Origin of the sequence: Providencia sp. PROV210 (assembly GCF_028479445.1) — a bacterium.
GTDB lineage: Bacteria > Pseudomonadota > Gammaproteobacteria > Enterobacterales > Enterobacteriaceae > Providencia > Providencia rustigianii.
Window position 1 is genome coordinate 408,326 of sequence record NZ_JAMPNQ010000003.1, and the last position, 16,119, is coordinate 424,444.

At 41.0% G+C, this 16,119-nt stretch carries 16 protein-coding genes; 8 read left to right on the top strand and 8 right to left on the bottom strand.

All coding sequences use genetic code 11. From position 1 onward, the window contains the following. Positions 1-4: 4 nt before the first annotated feature. The 4 genes from ppk1 to purM form a co-directional block, all read right to left on the bottom strand. The gene (gene ppk1, locus PR761_RS02385; RefSeq protein WP_006815351.1) at positions 5-2,074 is read right to left on the bottom strand and encodes a polyphosphate kinase 1; all 2,070 of its coding nucleotides are present in this window, start codon (positions 2,072-2,074) and stop codon (positions 5-7) included. An 89-nt stretch (positions 2,075-2,163) separates the two neighbouring features. After that, positions 2,164-2,709, bottom strand: a complete 546-nt coding sequence (speG, locus tag PR761_RS02390) for a spermidine N1-acetyltransferase (RefSeq protein WP_006815350.1) — start codon at positions 2,707-2,709, stop codon at positions 2,164-2,166. A 272-nt stretch (positions 2,710-2,981) separates the two neighbouring features. Then, positions 2,982-3,620, bottom strand: coding sequence for a phosphoribosylglycinamide formyltransferase (gene purN, locus PR761_RS02395; protein WP_006815349.1), 639 nt, complete (start codon positions 3,618-3,620; stop codon positions 2,982-2,984). Beyond that, complete coding sequence (gene purM, locus PR761_RS02400) at positions 3,620-4,660, bottom strand: phosphoribosylformylglycinamidine cyclo-ligase (RefSeq protein WP_039855252.1); 1,041 nt, start codon at positions 4,658-4,660, stop codon at positions 3,620-3,622. Before purM ends, purN begins: the two co-directional genes overlap by 1 nt. 314 nt (positions 4,661-4,974) lie before the next feature. On the opposite strand from purM, the gene upp reads away from it, so the two are divergent. From upp to hda, 3 genes are all read left to right on the top strand, one after another. Continuing rightward, positions 4,975-5,601: a uracil phosphoribosyltransferase gene (gene upp, locus PR761_RS02405; protein WP_006815347.1), complete on the top strand. Its 627-nt coding sequence runs from the start codon at positions 4,975-4,977 to the stop codon at positions 5,599-5,601. Positions 5,602-5,680: 79 nt separating this feature from the next. Beyond that, complete coding sequence (gene uraA, locus PR761_RS02410) at positions 5,681-6,979, top strand: uracil permease (RefSeq protein ID WP_039855249.1); 1,299 nt, start codon at positions 5,681-5,683, stop codon at positions 6,977-6,979. A gap of 106 nt (positions 6,980-7,085) precedes the next feature. After that, positions 7,086-7,808 carry a DnaA inactivator Hda gene (hda, locus tag PR761_RS02415; protein ID WP_272519331.1) on the top strand — a complete coding sequence of 241 codons (723 nt, stop codon included), beginning with the start codon at positions 7,086-7,088 and terminating at the stop codon, positions 7,806-7,808. 35 nt (positions 7,809-7,843) lie between these two features. Here hda and arsC read toward each other — a convergent pair whose 3' ends face one another. Beyond that, positions 7,844-8,200 carry an arsenate reductase (glutaredoxin) gene (gene arsC, locus PR761_RS02420; RefSeq protein WP_006815344.1) on the bottom strand — a complete coding sequence of 119 codons (357 nt, stop codon included), beginning with the start codon at positions 8,198-8,200 and terminating at the stop codon, positions 7,844-7,846. A 12-nt stretch (positions 8,201-8,212) separates the two neighbouring features. After that, positions 8,213-9,676, bottom strand: coding sequence for a beta-barrel assembly-enhancing protease (locus PR761_RS02425; protein WP_154611147.1), 1,464 nt, complete (start codon positions 9,674-9,676; stop codon positions 8,213-8,215). A gap of 143 nt (positions 9,677-9,819) precedes the next feature. On the opposite strand from PR761_RS02425, the gene PR761_RS02430 reads away from it, so the two are divergent. Then, complete coding sequence (locus PR761_RS02430; protein WP_112836891.1) at positions 9,820-10,902, top strand: AI-2E family transporter; 1,083 nt, start codon at positions 9,820-9,822, stop codon at positions 10,900-10,902. A gap of 62 nt (positions 10,903-10,964) precedes the next feature. On the opposite strand, the gene bcp is transcribed toward PR761_RS02430, so the two are convergent. Both bcp and PR761_RS02440 read right to left on the bottom strand, forming a co-directional pair. Beyond that, the gene (gene bcp / locus PR761_RS02435) at positions 10,965-11,435 is read right to left on the bottom strand and encodes a thioredoxin-dependent thiol peroxidase (RefSeq protein WP_115164373.1); all 471 of its coding nucleotides are present in this window, start codon (positions 11,433-11,435) and stop codon (positions 10,965-10,967) included. 14 nt (positions 11,436-11,449) lie between these two features. Beyond that, positions 11,450-12,007, bottom strand: coding sequence for a glycine cleavage system transcriptional repressor (locus tag PR761_RS02440; protein ID WP_115164372.1), 558 nt, complete (start codon positions 12,005-12,007; stop codon positions 11,450-11,452). 250 nt (positions 12,008-12,257) lie between these two features. Between PR761_RS02440 and dapA the strand changes: the two genes are divergently transcribed. From dapA to purC, 4 genes are all read left to right on the top strand, one after another. After that, on the top strand, positions 12,258-13,166 hold the full coding sequence (gene dapA / locus PR761_RS02445) for a 4-hydroxy-tetrahydrodipicolinate synthase (RefSeq protein WP_154611146.1): 909 nt from the start codon (positions 12,258-12,260) through the stop codon (positions 13,164-13,166). A 16-nt stretch (positions 13,167-13,182) separates the two neighbouring features. Further along, on the top strand, positions 13,183-14,235 hold the full coding sequence (bamC, locus tag PR761_RS02450) for an outer membrane protein assembly factor BamC (RefSeq protein WP_006815338.1): 1,053 nt from the start codon (positions 13,183-13,185) through the stop codon (positions 14,233-14,235). A gap of 167 nt (positions 14,236-14,402) precedes the next feature. Further along, entirely contained in the window at positions 14,403-15,074 is a 672-nt protein-coding gene (locus PR761_RS02455) for a hypothetical protein (RefSeq protein WP_409277561.1), read from the top strand. 312 nt (positions 15,075-15,386) lie between these two features. Further along, positions 15,387-16,100, top strand: coding sequence for a phosphoribosylaminoimidazolesuccinocarboxamide synthase (gene purC, locus PR761_RS02460; protein ID WP_006815336.1), 714 nt, complete (start codon positions 15,387-15,389; stop codon positions 16,098-16,100). Positions 16,101-16,119 lie beyond the last annotated feature (19 nt).

The window sequence follows — 16,119 nt, forward strand, 5'->3', positions numbered from 1 at the left end:
AATATCAAACTCGAGTTTCTGGCATTTCAAGCGCTTTTAAAAATTCATAAACAGCTAATTGAGCGCGTATTTTGCGCTTATTGCCGCGAGGGACATAATTATTACTCAGTTCTTTATCAACAAAACGTGCTTTGACAGTATCGCTGAATTGGAGTTCGAGGATATCTAAAACGAGTTGTTTCAAGCGCGGGTCAACCAAACGAACGGCCACCTCAATGCGATAGTCAATATTGCGAGTCATCCAATCGGCGGAGGAGATAAAGACTTTTTCATCCCCGGCATTGGTGAATACGTAGACCCGATCGTGTTCAAGGAAACGATCGACCACACTCGTCACGTGAATATTTTCGCTATAGCCTTGTTGCCCTGCAACTAATGAGCACATTCCTCGGACTAATAAGCGAATTTTCACACCCGCATTTGAGGCATCATACAGTTTGTCGGTTAATTCTCTATCAACTAAGTTGTTAATTTTCAGTGTGATACCACTAGGCAGCCCAGCATTGGCATTGGCAATTTCTTGATCGATTAGCTCCGTAATTTTGGTCCGTGTATTTTGTGGCGATACCATTAAGTTATCAAAGGTCACTGGGCGATATGGGTTTTCAATAAAGCTAAAGACGCGGCGAACTTCATTAGTGATTTGTTCGTCACAGGTCAGTAGTGAATAGTCGGTATATAAGCGCGCTGTTTTTTCGTTAAAGTTACCAGTTCCGATATGGGCATAGCGGACAATTTGCCCCTCTTCCATGCGGGAAATAATAAACAGCTTGGCGTGAATTTTAAGTCCCGGTGCAGAGAAGATAACGTGAACACCGGCTTCAGTCAGGCGTTTTGCCCAGTGGATATTGGCTGCTTCATCGAAACGAGCTTGTAACTCCACCACGACGGTCACTTTTTTGCCATTATGAGCGGCGTGGATCACGGAATCAATAATGCGGGAATCTTTAGCCACACGATAAATATTAATTTTAATCGACAGAACATTAGGGTCAAAAGAAGCCTGACGAAGTAATTCTAAAGTGTGTTCAAAAGTGTAATAAGGGTAGTACAGCAACACATCACGTTCACGAATGGCATCAAAGCCGTTACGGAAATTGTCAAACCAGCGGTGACGTAAACGCGGCAAAGGTTTATTCAGTAGATTTTTATTCCCTTCATTTGGGAAGTTAATGAAATCTTTAAAGTTATGGTAGCGTCCACCTGCAATAACTGAATCATCACTGGATAAGCCCAATTTTTCTCGTAAAAGGGCGACCATCTCGTCCGGCATATCTCGTTGATATACAAAACGTACGGGCTCCGCGGTGAGGCGCTGTTTTAATGTGGATGACATTATTTCCAGCAAGCTGGACTCCATTTCGGTGGCAATGTCATATTCCGCATCTCGGGTCATCTTCATCGAATAGGCATTGAGTTTGTCATAATCGAAGAAGCCTTTAAAAATCTCATCAAGGGTGTAACGTAATATATTATCAATCAAAATCATAGATTTGCGACGTTTTGGCATTTCTGGTGGCAGATTAACAAAACGTGGAACCTTATCCGATGGGATCTCTAGCAGTGCATATTGCACATTGGCACCATTAATAATTTCAACCGCAAGATAGGTGTAGTCGTCTTTTAAGAACTCAACTAAGTTGGTATCTCGGTTAATTAAAATGGGGGTAATGTGCTGACGCAGATTTTGTCGAAAATATTGACGCAACCAAATCTGTTGGCGTGGAGAAATTTGACGTTCATTGATTAAAAAAATCTGATTACGCGCCATTTCTAGTAGCAAGTCGTTATATAAAATATCGAATTCTTGCTCTTGTTTTGCGACTTTGGATTGGATGCGCTTGAGTAGATGGCGAGCCCCGCTAGCGGAGCCTCGCTCTTCATTAATTAAAATACGGCGTTTTACGTCGGCAAAACGGACTTTATAGAATTCGTCTAAGTTATTGGAATAAATGCCCAAAAAACGCATTCGTTCAATCAAAGGGTTACGCTTGTCAGCGGCTTCTTGAAGAACTCGTTCGTTAAAAGAGAGCCAGCTGAGCTCTTTTTCATGATAGAGGCGTTCTTGGGACATTGTTGCTCCGTATTCGACTGATAATATAGGTTAATGCGTGTAGAGACTGATTATCACCTGTCACTTACTTGCCGTAAGACTGTGGCATATTACTCATTTGTAGCTTGCTGCTTCATTGCAAAATATTGATGCTGAAATATGCACATACGGATTGCAGTATGATAACGACCATTCACAAAGAACTCATCAATAAGCTCGCCTTCAGTATGGAAACCGAGCTTATTATAGATATGAATAGCTTTGATATTTTCTTTATCGACTATCAGATACAGCTTGTATAAATTGAGCACCGAAAAGGCGTAGTCCATTGCGAGTTTTGCTGCTCGGCTCGCATAACCTTTACCTTGATAACGCGGTGCGATAATAATTTGAAATTCGGAACGACGGTGAACATAATCAATTTCAACCAATTCGACTAAACCGACTTTTTCACTATCGCATTCTACGATAAAGCGTCGTTCAGATTGGTCATGAATATGTTTATCGTAAAGATCACTTAACTCCACAAATGCTTCATATGGCTCTTCGAACCAATAACGCATGATATTGGCGTTATTATCGATTTGATGGATAAATGCTAAATCTTCACGCTCAAGTGGGCGCAATCTGAACAGATGAGCTTGCCCGGTCGTCATAAAACACCTCAGTTTATTGTTAATTTTAGAACTCGTTAAGGATAAAACATCAATCACTAAGTCAATTGACCATCCTTATATTTAGAATACCACTTATTTACAATAAAATAATGACAGAAAGCAGGGTGTTATTCTTATTGGTGAATATTAGTTCACTTAATTACAGCGTAATCGCTTCTGTATATCGAACAATGAGTTCTTTCTGATAAACATATGTAAATAAAAAGGGCGGAGATTTTTTCTCCACCCTTAATATTGCACTTTCTAGGCTGCTATTCGGCAATTAACCCTGTGATTGGTATCGCTTTACCATCTAAAAAGGCTTTACCATCCCCCATGACTAGTCGATTAGCAATAAACCACTCGACCACTTGAGGATAAATAATGTGCTCTTGTAGTTTGACTCGTTCGACCAAATCATCCTCGGTATCTGTTGAATAAACCGGTATGCGACCTTGCAAAATAATCGGACCGCCATCGAGTTCTTCCGTGACAAAATGCACGGATGTACCGTGTTCTTTATCGCCATTTTCTAAGGCCCTTCGATGAGTATGTAGCCCCGGATATTTTGGTAATAAAGAAGGGTGGATATTGAGCATTTTCCCAGTGAAATGTTTAACAAATTCGGGGGAGAGAATGCGCATAAATCCAGCCAAAATGACTAAATCAGGTTGGTACCGTTCAATGGTGTCTAACAATGCAGTATCGTAGGCTTGGCGATCGGCAAATTGTTTGGAGTCCACACAAATGGCGGGAATACCCGCCTTTTGTGCTCGCTGTAAACCGTAAGCATCATTTTTGTTGCTAATCACAGCAACGATTTGCCCGCTGATTTCACCACATTGGCAAGCATCAATCATTGATTGTAAATTACTGCCGCTGCCCGAAATCAATACCACGATGTTTTTCATTAGCGAATAACAACCTGCTCTTCACCGGCTGGCAATGCGCCAATAGTACCGATTTGCCACGCATTTTCCCCTAAAGAGGTCAGTAAATTTAGGGCAGATTCAACTTCAGTTTGTGGCAGGGCGATGATGATACCGACGCCACAGTTGAATGTACGGTACATTTCGTGAGTGGTGACATCGCCTGCCTGTTGTAACCATTCAAATACAGCAGGCCACTGCCAACTGTTACCATCAATAATTGCTTGGGTATTATCCGGTAATACGCGAGGAATATTTTCCCAGAAACCGCCACCTGTAATATGCGCAATGGCATGGATATCATTTTTGGCGATGAGTTCCAGTACATTTTTCACATAAATTCGGGTTGGCTCAAGGAGATGATCAGCGAGAGATTTTCCTGCTAATTGGGTAGTTTCTGGATTGGTTTTGCTCACTTCCAAAATTTTTCGGACTAATGAATAGCCGTTAGAATGTGGGCCACTTGATCCTAAGGCAATTAATGCATCGCCAGCGCTGACTTTTGAGCCATCGATGATTTCAGAACGCTCAACAACACCAACACAGAAGCCTGCAACATCATAATCTTCACCGTGGTACATTCCTGGCATTTCAGCGGTTTCGCCGCCAACTAATGCGCAACCTGATTGCTTACAACCTTCGGCTATGCCTGTAATGACGCTAGCTGCGGTATCCACATCTAATTTCCCCGTAGCATAATAATCGAGGAAAAATAGTGGCTCTGCACCTTGTACGATTAAGTCGTTCACACACATAGCGACGAGGTCGATACCGATGGAGTCATGGCGTTTCAGATCCATAGCAAGACGCAATTTAGTGCCTACGCCATCAGTGCCTGAAACTAAAACAGGTTCACGATATTTCTGCGGAAGGGAACATAATGCGCCAAATCCCCCCAGTCCTCCCATAACTTCTGGACGGCGAGTTTCTTTCACCACACCTTTGATACGTTCAACCAATGCGTTACCCGCATCAATATCGACACCGGCATCTTTATAGCTGAGAGAGGTTTTATCAGTCACTACGGCCCCCAAGGCAATTGCATTTTGGAAAAAATAACATCATTTGCAGATATTCTATCAGGCTCCGCAAACGTTTGCGATAGCTTTCTGAGTGAAATGTTTGTCAGAATAAAGGGATATCCAGTGATAGATCGCCCACTAATTTATGGAGAACCTATAACAAAAAATATTTGGTGTATACTATTCGAACAAAGAAAGTTTGTTTGATTAGACTTTGACCTAAATCAATAGGTTCCTAGTGGCATATAATAAAAAAAGAGGTATAATCCGGCGATTTTTTTGTCCGGTGACGTTTAAAAAGGTAGGAGAAACCCATGAAGATCGTTGAGGTAAAACACCCTCTCGTTAAACATAAACTCGGCCTGATGCGAGATCACGATATAAGCACTAAGCGTTTTCGTGAACTGGCCTCAGAGGTTGGTAGCCTACTAACTTATGAAGCAACCGCAGACCTAGAAACTGAAAAAGTTACCATTGATGGTTGGTGTGGTCCGGTAGAAATTGAACAAATTAAAGGTAAGAAAATTACGGTAGTCCCAATTTTACGTGCTGGTATTGGCATGATGAACGGCGTTCTGGAAAGTGTTCCAAGTGCACGTATCAGCGTAGTGGGTGTTTACCGTGATGAAGAAACATTGCAACCTGTCCCATATTTCCAAAAATTAGTTTCAAACATCGATGAGCGTATGGCTCTGGTTGTTGACCCAATGTTAGCAACAGGTGGTTCGATGATTGCAACTATCGACCTATTGAAAAAATCCGGCTGTAATTCAATTAAAATATTAGTTCTTGTTGCTGCTCCGGAAGGTATTGCTGCATTAGAAGCTGCTCACCCTGATGTTGAACTGTATACCGCTTCGATTGATCAATATTTAAATAAAGATGGTTACATCGTTCCGGGTCTCGGAGACGCGGGCGATAAGATATTTGGTACTAAATAAATAATTAAGCCGACTTGATAGTCGGCTTTTTTTTGATAAAAAAATAATACTCACTACCATGATAAGAGGATAAAGAGAGATGACACGCCGCACGATAAGTGTTGAAGAAAGACCACCTTTATTACAAACCATCCCATTAAGCTTTCAACATTTGTTCGCCATGTTTGGGGCGACGGTAATTGTACCTATTTTATTCGGGGTTAACCCTGCAACTATCTTACTGTTTAACGGGATTGGTACACTGTTATACCTGTTTATTTGTAAAGGAAAAATCCCAGCGTATTTGGGCTCTAGTTTTGCCTTTATTTCACCAGTTTTAATTTTATTACCTTTAGGTTATGAGCTCGCTCTTGGTGGGTTTATTATCTGTGGGGCGCTGTTTTGTCTTGTGGCACTCATTGTCAAAGTGGCCGGTCGCGGTTGGATCAACGTTATGTTCCCTCCTGCGGCAATGGGGGCAATTGTTGCAGTTATTGGTCTGGAATTGGCTCAAACGGCAGCGGGAATGGCAGGATTATTGCCAAAAGAAGGCGCACCCGTTGACTCATCGACATTAATCATCTCACTTACCACGTTGTCTGTGACGATTTTATGTGCAGTGGTATTCCGTGGTTTCCTGTCGATTATCCCAATTTTAATTGGTTTCCTTTCTGGTTATGCACTGTCGTATTTTATGGGGATTGTCGATTTCACTCCGGTGATTGAAGCACCTTGGTTTGCGATTCCAACGTTCTATACGCCACGTTTTGAATGGTTTGCTATCCTGACTATTTTACCTGCGGCATTAGTGGTTATTGCTGAACACGTCGGACATTTAGTCGTCACTGCGAATATTGTAGAACGTGATTTGATGAAAAACCCAGGTTTACACCGTTCGATGTTTGCTAATGGGATTTCTACTGTATTATCGGGTTTCTTTGGTTCAACACCAAATACCACTTACGGTGAAAACATCGGGGTCATGGCGATCACTAAGGTCTATAGCACTTGGGTTATTGGCGGTGCGGCGATAATTGCTATCTTACTGTCCTGTATCGGTAAACTTGCGGCGGCTATTCAGTTAGTACCCGTTCCAGTCATGGGCGGTGTCTCCTTGTTACTGTATGGGGTTATTGGTGCATCGGGTATTCGTGTATTGATCGACTCTAAAGTGGATTATAACAAACCGCAAAACCTGATTTTAACTTCGGTGATTCTAATCATCGGCGTTAGTGGTGCAGTGATCCATATTGGTCAAGCTGAACTGAAAGGTATGGCACTGGCGACTATCGTGGGTATCTTGATGGCATTATTATTCCGTTTTATTACCTTCGTACGCCCAGAAAAACAGTTCATTACTTCAGAAGTGGATGTTGTGGAAGAAAAGAAAAATAAATAAGCGGTAATACAAAATAAATTGCCGGAGTGGCTAAAGCTCCGGCAATTAACGTTCTGAGTGTTCATCTATCCTTGGTATTTATGATAAACTTATCGGCGTTAATTGAATTGTACAATCAGAGGCGCTTCTGAACACACCATCTCAGCTATCACTACCACTCTATCTTCCGGATGATGAAACCTTTGCAAGTTTCTATGCGGGGGAGAATGAAGGGTTGCTGTCAGCGCTTAAAACAGCGATTAACCAACCTCATGGCAGTTATATTTATTACTGGTCTCGAGAAGGCGGCGGTAAAAGCCATTTACTACATGCGGCTTGTGCTGAACTTTCAGAGCAAGGTATTGCCGTCGGTTATGTTCCTCTCGATAAACGGGCCTATTTCGTACCTGAAGTTTTAGAGGGTATGGAACACTTATCCCTTGTCTGCATTGACAATATCCAGTGCATTGCAGGTGATGAAGAGTGGGAAATGGCCATTTTCAATTTATATAACCGCATATTAGAGATTGGGCGAACCTGTTTGCTGATTACAGGGGATAGACCTCCTCGTCAAATTGATTTAAAACTTCCTGATTTAGCCTCTCGTTTAGATTGGGGGCAAATTTATAAACTTCATCCGCTGAGTGATGAAGATAAAATCCATGCATTACAGTTGCGTGCTAGTATTCGTGGGTTTGAATTACCTGAAGATGTCTGTCGTTTTGTTTTAAAACGGCTAGATAGAAAAATGGGGACGCTATTTGATATTTTGAATAAGCTTGATCATGCTTCTATTGTTGCGCAGCGTAAGATGACCATTCCCTTCGTAAAAAATATCCTAAAGTTATAAAAGTTTGGCAGCCAATCGACTGCCAAATATTTCACTTATAAAATCTCTAGTACTTGCTCCGGTGGGCGACCTAATTTCGCTTTTTTGCCTTTAACAACAATAGGGCGCTCAATTAATTTTGGATTATCATGCATGGCTTTAATGAGTTGCGCTTGAGTTAAGGTTGTATCTGCTAATTTCAACTCTTTATATAACTCTTCTTTGGTGCGCATTAGTTGGCGTGCATCACTGAATCCTAGCATTTTCAATAGGTTTTCAATTTCTGCAACTGAGGGCGGTGTTGTTAAATATTCAACCACCGTCGGCGTAATACCTTTGTCTTGCAATAAACCCAAGGTTTCACGGCTCTTTGAGCAGCGTGGGTTATGATAAATTTTAATTGAATCTGTCATGATTATTGGTCCTTACGGTTTTGCATTACTATCACGTTCTTTCAGCTTTGTTAGCTCATCAATGCGCGCATCAAATCGTAGCTGATCGTAGCTACCTAAACGGCTTCTACGGCTAGCTTCACTCAAATAATTAATGGCAGTGTCATAGTTACCACGTAGTGCCATACCTTCTGCATAGGCGGCAAGTTCCGCATTGCGATCCCCTTGTTTAGCCGATGCTTCTGCCAACAAATCCCATCCTATCGGGTCATCTGGGTAATCAAACGTATATTTATTTAATAGCTTGCTGGCATCTTGATATTGACCGCTATTCACGTACGCATTGGCTAAGTTAACAATAAATACCGTATTTTTTGGTGATTTTTTCAGGGCGTTTTGTAGGCGGGTTACTGCTTTTCCAACCTGCTTTTGTTCAATGTCTATATCTGTCATTGAGTCAATAAACCATGGGTTATCTGATTGTTTGGCCAATAATTCTGACAGGATAGCGCCTGCTTCGGCATATTTTTTATCTTGTGATAATTGTAAAGCTTGACCATATTTGGCGGCCAGTTGTTCTTGGGCATTGCCTTTACTGTAATTATCCAAGATTTGGTCTAGTGCAATTTTTTGGTCGGCGCTATACATGGACAAGATACGTACTCGAGCCAACATAAAATCGAGAGAGGATGGCGCGCTAACTTTTGGATATTGGTTAGAACGGTTGCGTGCATCCGCTAAACGGCTATCAGGCAAAGGGTGAGTAAGTAGGATTTCAGGTGGCTTTGACATATAGCGCGTTTGGTCTGACATTATTTGCATAAAATCAGCCATCGCATGTGGGTCAAAACCAGAGCGGCGTAAGGTCTGTAAACCGATACGGTCGGCTTCTTGCTCATTCGCTTGAGTGAAGCTGATCATCCCTTGTTGCATACCTGCCATGGTCCCTGTTAAGGCGGCAAAACCAGCTTGTGGGTTTGCCATTACGAGTAGCAATGAGCCAATGGTTCCTGCAATAGCCAGTGGCGTAGTGGCTTTTTGGTCTTCCATCATTCGCGCCAAATGGCGCTGAGTCACGTGAGATATTTCATGCGCCATAACAGATGCTAGCTGGCTTTCATTTTGGCTATAGCGGAATAGGGCGGAGTGCAATACGACGTTACCACCAAAATAGGCATAGGCGTTAATATTTGGGTTATTGACTAAATAGAACTTAAATGGAGTTTTAACTGAATCCGCATTGGTCACTAAACGTTGCCCAAGCTTGTTAATATATTGGGTAAGCAGCGGATCATAAATTAAAGGCGTACTGCCTCGAATTTGGCGAGTAATTGCATCGCCCATTATGATTTCTTGGTTGATGCTCAGTGTACCGCCAGCTGTGGTACCAATATCTGGTAAGGTATCTTCGACGGAACTATATGCAGGTAATATAGCGCCATGGATCAGCGCAGACATGAATACAGCCAGTAATGGATATTTCAATTTTTTAGTCATGGTGCATATCTTCACTTATCACCTACAGAAAACGCGAATTAATTAGGAGATATGATAGCAAAAGCTATCGTAAAATCTGTTATTCGGTATAATTTTCTTCAATTTAGGAACTGTCCTTGTTTGACCTTCCCAGGAGCCAATAAATGTTAGAGATGTTTTTACAATGGTACCGTCGGCGTTTTGCTGACCCGCAAGCAGTTGCATTGTTTAGTCTGCTAGTCATTGGCTTTTTGGTCATATTTTTCTTCAGCAGTATACTGGCTCCATTATTAGTCGCAATTGTCTTTGCGTATTTACTTGAATGGCCAACTCATTTGCTTCAACGTATCGGTCTTTCCCGTGTTTTATCGGTTAGCATCATTTTGACCTTATTTGCGGGAATTAGTGCCATGGTGATCCTAATTATTGCACCTACAGCATGGCAACAAGGGATGAATTTGGTTGCAGATTTACCAAACATGGTCACTCGTTTTAGTGAATTTGCACAAAAACTGCCGGAGCAATATCCCGCTCTCGTTGATGCCGGGATCATCGATATGATGGCAGATAATATTCGTAGCAGGTTGTCAAATGTTGCGGACTCAGTGGTTAAAGCGTCAGTTGCTTCATTGATTGGTATTTTCACTCTTGCAATTTATTTGGTTCTGGTTCCATTGATGATATTTTTCTTATTGAAAGATAAAGAAAGAATTTCGAAAAGCTTTCTAAAACTATTACCTCGAAATCGTTTATTAGTCAGCAAAGTATGGCTAGAAATGAATCAACAAATCACCAATTATTTACGTGGTAAAGTCACGGAAATGGTTATTGTTGGGGTCTGTACCTATATTGGGTTTGCTTATTTTGATTTGCGCTATTCAGTACTTTTATCTGTGTTGGTTGGGGTTTCTGTCTTGATTCCTTATATCGGTGCTGTAGCGGCGACAATTCCTGTCGTGCTCGTGGCGTTATTCCAGTGGGGAGTGGGTAGTGAATTTTGGTCGTTATTGATTGTCTATCTGGTTATTCAAGGCTTGGACAGTAATATTGTGGTGCCATTACTCTATTCAGAAGCTGTGAATTTGCATCCATTAGTCATCATTTTATCCGTGGTGATTTTTGGTGGATTATGGGGCTTTTGGGGCGTGTTCTTTGCTATTCCGTTAGCGACATTGATTAAAGCAGTCATTAACGCGTGGCCTCAAGATGTGAATGATGTTGAAACACCAGATAAAAACTTATCATAGAAGTCAAAAGTAAGCAGAAAAGAAAAAGGTTGCCTAAAATATTCGGCAACCTTTTTGTTTAATTAGGCGTGAGCGTTGATATACGCTAGAACGATTTCATGGTGATTACTGGTTTTAAAATCGTCAAAAACATGTTCAATGGTGCCGTTTGCATCAATAAGAAAACTAATACGGTGAATCCCATCGTAGGTTTTCCCCATAAATTGTTTTTCACCCCAAACACCGAATTGCTCACAAACTTGATGATCTTCATCGGATAACAGAGTGAAGTTTAATAACTCTTTTTCAGCGAAACGAGCCAATTTTTCTGGTTTATCTGTACTAATACCTAAAACCTCGACACCTTTTGATTTTAGTGTATCCATCTCATCACGCAGGCCACAAGCCTGAACAGTACAACCTGGGGTCATTGCTTTAGGATAAAAATAAGCTAATACGCGTTGCCCCTGATAATCAGAAAGATTGATGATCTCACCATCTTGGTCAGGAAGGCTAAATTGAGGCGCCTTATCACCGGCTTTCAATGGGTTCATTGCATATATCTCCGTTAACTCTGCATTTTGGGATTGTTAACAATACTGATGTTGCCTTTGGCACTTAGCATTGTACATAGTTGTTGAAATTTATTCTTTATAATTATGCCATTATCATCCAGAGGATCATGGGCTGTAATTTGGATTTCTAATTGAGCGGGCATATTTTCATTAGCAGGCTGTGTTTTTGATACTAGTTCAGCAATATTACAGTGTTGCGTGGTGAGTAAATTTGTGAACTGTTCGACGATGCGAGGAGCATCATCTACAACAACATTGATCGTTACAGTTGAAGGATAGTAGGTTTTTTTCACGCTGTGCGTTCTTTTCATCACAATCAGCAGATCAAGCTCAGCACCTTTGGTGGGTAAGATCGCTTCTAACAATGTGATAGCGTTCCAACTCCCTGATAACATCATGATAAATGTAAATTCCTCGCCAAACATAGCGAGTCGGCTATCCTCAATATTACAATCACACTCGCTGACAAGACGTGTAATCGTATTCACGATGCCCGAACGATCTGTTCCCAGCGCAGTAATAACAAGAAATTGCGGTTCAGTCTTAGGCAAAGTTTGTTCCTTATTTGACTAAATTATGGTCAGAATGGTGTTGACCCTAGATGAAGCTAAGGAAACCATAAAATTGTGAGTCTGCCAAGTAAAGTGATTCACTCTTGCGACAAATACTGCTGAATTATTACTTCTATTTAAGTTAATGTCATTGGCATTAACAAAATTCATTAAAATCTTGCGTTTGGGTGGTTTTATTCTTTGAAATGAAAAAGTAACATGGGAACTCATCTATTTAGGGGATATCGTGATGGCAAATCAAAACGCACACTACAAAGATTTTTTAACGGGAAGTATTGTTGCCGTTATTACACCAATGGACTCAGCTGGAAACGTTGATAGAGCAAGCTTGAAAAAGCTGGTGGATTATCATGTAGAAAACAAAACTACAGCCATTGTTTCTGTAGGAACTACCGGGGAGTCGGCAACACTTAACCATAAAGAACATGTGGATGTCGTTAAAGCAACCCTTGAGCTAGCAGATGGGCGCATTCCTATTATTGCGGGCACTGGCGCCAACGCAACAGCAGAAGCAATTTCGTTAACTCAAGAGTTTGAACACAGTGGCGTAGTTGCTTGCCTGACGGTAACTCCTTATTATAATAGACCGTCACAAGAAGGTTTATACCAACACTTTAAAGCGATATCAGAAAACACCAGCTTGCCACAAATTCTCTATAATGTACCATCACGTACTGGTTGTGATTTATTACCAGAAACTGTGGGGCGCTTGGCGAAATTGGCGAATATTGTTGCAATTAAAGAAGCAACAGGGAACTTAGCAAGGGTTCACCAAATCAAAGAGCTGGTTGATGAAAATTTTGTCCTGCTATCTGGTGACGATGCAACAGCACTTGATTTTATGCAACTTGGTGGTCAAGGGGTAATTTCCGTCACTTCCAATGTGGCTGCTGCGCTGATGGTAAAAATGTGTGACTTAGCGCTTGAGGGCAAATATACTGAAGCCCGTGAATTGAATAAACGACTGATGGGGCTTCATCATCAGTTATTTGTTGAGCCAAATCCAATACCAGCGAAATGGGCATGCCATCGTCTTAACCTCATCGCTGATGATACGTTACGGTTACCAATGACACCGCTAACAGTATCAGGGCAGCAAAAGGTTGAGGATGCCATGAAGCTCGCTGGCTTACTGTAAAATTTAGGGAATTTTAATGGCAACATTATTGCAAAAATCGAAGGTTATGAAGGTTGCTGGCCTGTCACTTGTCGTGTTACTGGCAGCCTGTTCCAGCGATCAGCGCTATAAACGTCAGGTCAGTGGTGATGAAGAATATCTTAGTGCTGCGCCATTGAAAGCATTGAATGTGCCTCAAGGAATTACATTACCTGCGGCGAATGGTGAATATGATCTTCCTAAGACTACATCCACTGGCGCAGTAGGTAAGGCACTTGATATTCGTCCTCCTGTATTGACGATTTCACAATTATCCGGCTCTCGTACTGAGAATAGCGCTGAAGCAAGTCGTTTGTTGCTAGAAAATACACCTGAAAATAGTGCGTTATGGTCACAAGTTGCGATGATTTTAGAGCAACGCGGTATTCCAGTATCCAGTAAAAATGATGGTTCTCGTTTTATCGAAACTGACTGGATTAAGTGGGATCGTGCGGATGAAAACGTGCCATTAGAAAGTCGACATAAAGTGACTGTTCAACCGGAAGGTGGCATGATTGCCTTAACTGTGACCAATTTAGGTCTACGCCAAGGTAATGAGTCAGTGACTGATGCAGTTGAAGTTCAACGCTATAATAAATTGTTATTAAACGATTTAACTGATGCTCTTTATGCCTTACGTGACACCTCAAGTAAAAATAGCCTACAAAGCGCGTATGGCATTATTGATGTGCAGACCGGCAGTAATGACACGGGATTACCAGTTGTTATCGTACGCGCACCATACGATGCAGTTTGGGAGCGTTTACCACATGCATTAGAAAGTGTTGGCATGAAAGTGGGTGATCGTAGCCGCTCAGCGGGTTCTGTGATGGTGACTTACAAAGGGCTGAGTAGCTCTGAATGGCAAGCGTTGGGAATTGATGATCCTTCGGTGCCAGAAGATGACTATAAAGTCCAAGTGGGTGACTTGAATAACCGTAGTAGCTTACAGTTTATCAATACTAAAGGTGTGCCATTAACTCAGAAACAAAATGATGAGATGGTTGCTGCGCTGAAAGCCGCTTTTAGTAAAGCTCCAACTAAAAAATAAGTTTATTTAGCTTATTGGTTCATAAAGAAACGCTATCCGATTGGGTGGCGTTTTTTTTTACTCAAACGCTCAAATAAAGTGAGCTAAATGTAATAAAATCGTTTAATTATCACTCTAACGGTTAATGTATCCAACGCTATTTTTCGGATATACTTCAGTCAATATGGGTGAACAAAGAGGATAGAGTCGTGGATAATAACGCATCAAAACTAACGACAGATAGAGATAATAGTTCGATGCCAAGACAAATATCAGGGGCTGAGTTTAATTATAAACTTAGGGATCCTCAGAATAATCAGGCTCATACCGAAAGTTTTATTCGGGATGGTGTCGTGAATGTTGATTTACCAGGTTATGTTATTCCGAAAGGGTATCGGCTAGTTAAATCACTTAAAAAAGAACAATATAGATTGTTATCAACTGATGGGATCCCTGAAACAGTTTATTTACTTGAATTGAGATTCCGCACAGATATCATATTTGGGGAAACGACATGTACCCAAATTAAAGTTTGGCGTACGGTATCTCATCTACATCAAACTAATATTGGAGATTTGCCTCGTATATTCTTCATCCATTTGTTGGATAGTCATAGCATTATGGTTACGGATGAAGAACACACTCGTGATGGGCAACGTTTTTGGGAAATTATGATTTCATGGGCATTCCATCAAGACTATTATATTTATGCTTCAGATGGAACCATTGAAGACAGACCATTAACTCAAATTCAAAACGAAGCAGAGTTTTTCTCTCAATGGGTAAACCAGCTGTGGGGCACGGATATTGACGTTTATACTCATAAGTTGGTGGTAATTAGTAAACATCCATTACTGTAGTTTCGTACTATTTCATTTTAATCACCTAAAAATTCTCACGACAAACCAATGGACAAAAAATCAGTATTCACGGCTAAGTAATCGTTTGCGTCCGCACGTAAATTTTATTATCATAATTGGTAGTTAATTATAAAATATTGAATATCAGTAAGTTAGGCTTAAGGTGTAAGTTTATCGATAACTGACTGAATCAGAGCAGAAAATTAACAATGAAGACGGTTTTTTTACAGGTTTAATTCTACTGTTACTTATCTGAATCTGCTGTGCAGGTTGGTTTCTATTTAGTTTAATCACATCTCTGGAGTGTGTAAGATGCAAAAGAAAGCTGAGTTGTATCGTGGCAAGGCAAAAACTGTCTATACCACAGAGGATCCGAATTTATTAATTTTGGAGTTCCGTAATGATACATCAGCACTCGATGGGGAGCGTATCGAGCAATTTGACCGCAAGGGAATGGTCAATAACAAATTTAACCATTTCATTATGACTAAGCTAGAAGAAGCAGGCATTCCAACACAGATGGAAGCGCTGTTATCTGATACTGAAGCTTTAGTTAAAAAATTAGATATGGTACCCGTAGAATGCGTTATTCGTAACCGTGCAGCAGGCTCCTTAGTCAAGCGTCTTGGCGTTGAAGAAGGAATGGTATTAAATCCACCTTTATTTGATTTATTCCTAAAAGATGATGCTAAACATGACCCAATGGTCAATGAATCTTATTGCGAAACTTTCGGTTGGGTAAGTAAAGAAAATTTAGCGAAAATGCGTGAATTAAGCTACAAAGCTAACGAGGTATTGAGCAAAATTTTTGCTGATGCAGGTCTGATCTTAGTCGATTTCAAACTTGAGTTTGGCCTATTCAACGGTGAGGTAGTTCTAGGCGATGAATTCTCTCCAGATGGTAGCCGTTTATGGGACAAAGAAACGCTAAATAAAATGGATAAAGACCGTTTCCGTCAAAGCCTTGGTGGGCTGATTGAAGCGTATGAAGAAGTTGCTCGTCGCATTGGCGTAAAACTTGATTAAGTTCACGAAAACAGTGACA

What these genes read in the sequence shown, in the direction of transcription:
- ppk1 (WP_006815351.1), bottom strand. Translation starts at nt 2,074, where the DNA reads ATGTCCCAAGAACGCCTCTATCATGAAAAAGAGCTCAGCTGGCTCTCT.
- speG (WP_006815350.1), bottom strand. Translation starts at nt 2,709, where the DNA reads ATGACGACCGGGCAAGCTCATCTGTTCAGATTGCGCCCACTTGAGCGT.
- purN (WP_006815349.1), bottom strand. Translation starts at nt 3,620, where the DNA reads ATGAAAAACATCGTGGTATTGATTTCGGGCAGCGGCAGTAATTTACAA.
- upp (WP_006815347.1), top strand. Translation starts at nt 4,975, where the DNA reads ATGAAGATCGTTGAGGTAAAACACCCTCTCGTTAAACATAAACTCGGC.
- uraA (WP_039855249.1), top strand. Translation starts at nt 5,681, where the DNA reads ATGACACGCCGCACGATAAGTGTTGAAGAAAGACCACCTTTATTACAA.
- arsC (WP_006815344.1), bottom strand. Translation starts at nt 8,200, where the DNA reads ATGACAGATTCAATTAAAATTTATCATAACCCACGCTGCTCAAAGAGC.
- PR761_RS02425 (WP_154611147.1), bottom strand. Translation starts at nt 9,676, where the DNA reads ATGACTAAAAAATTGAAATATCCATTACTGGCTGTATTCATGTCTGCG.
- PR761_RS02430 (WP_112836891.1), top strand. Translation starts at nt 9,820, where the DNA reads ATGTTAGAGATGTTTTTACAATGGTACCGTCGGCGTTTTGCTGACCCG.
- bcp (WP_115164373.1), bottom strand. Translation starts at nt 11,435, where the DNA reads ATGAACCCATTGAAAGCCGGTGATAAGGCGCCTCAATTTAGCCTTCCT.
- dapA (WP_154611146.1), top strand. Translation starts at nt 12,258, where the DNA reads ATGGCAAATCAAAACGCACACTACAAAGATTTTTTAACGGGAAGTATT.
- bamC (WP_006815338.1), top strand. Translation starts at nt 13,183, where the DNA reads ATGGCAACATTATTGCAAAAATCGAAGGTTATGAAGGTTGCTGGCCTG.
- purC (WP_006815336.1), top strand. Translation starts at nt 15,387, where the DNA reads ATGCAAAAGAAAGCTGAGTTGTATCGTGGCAAGGCAAAAACTGTCTAT.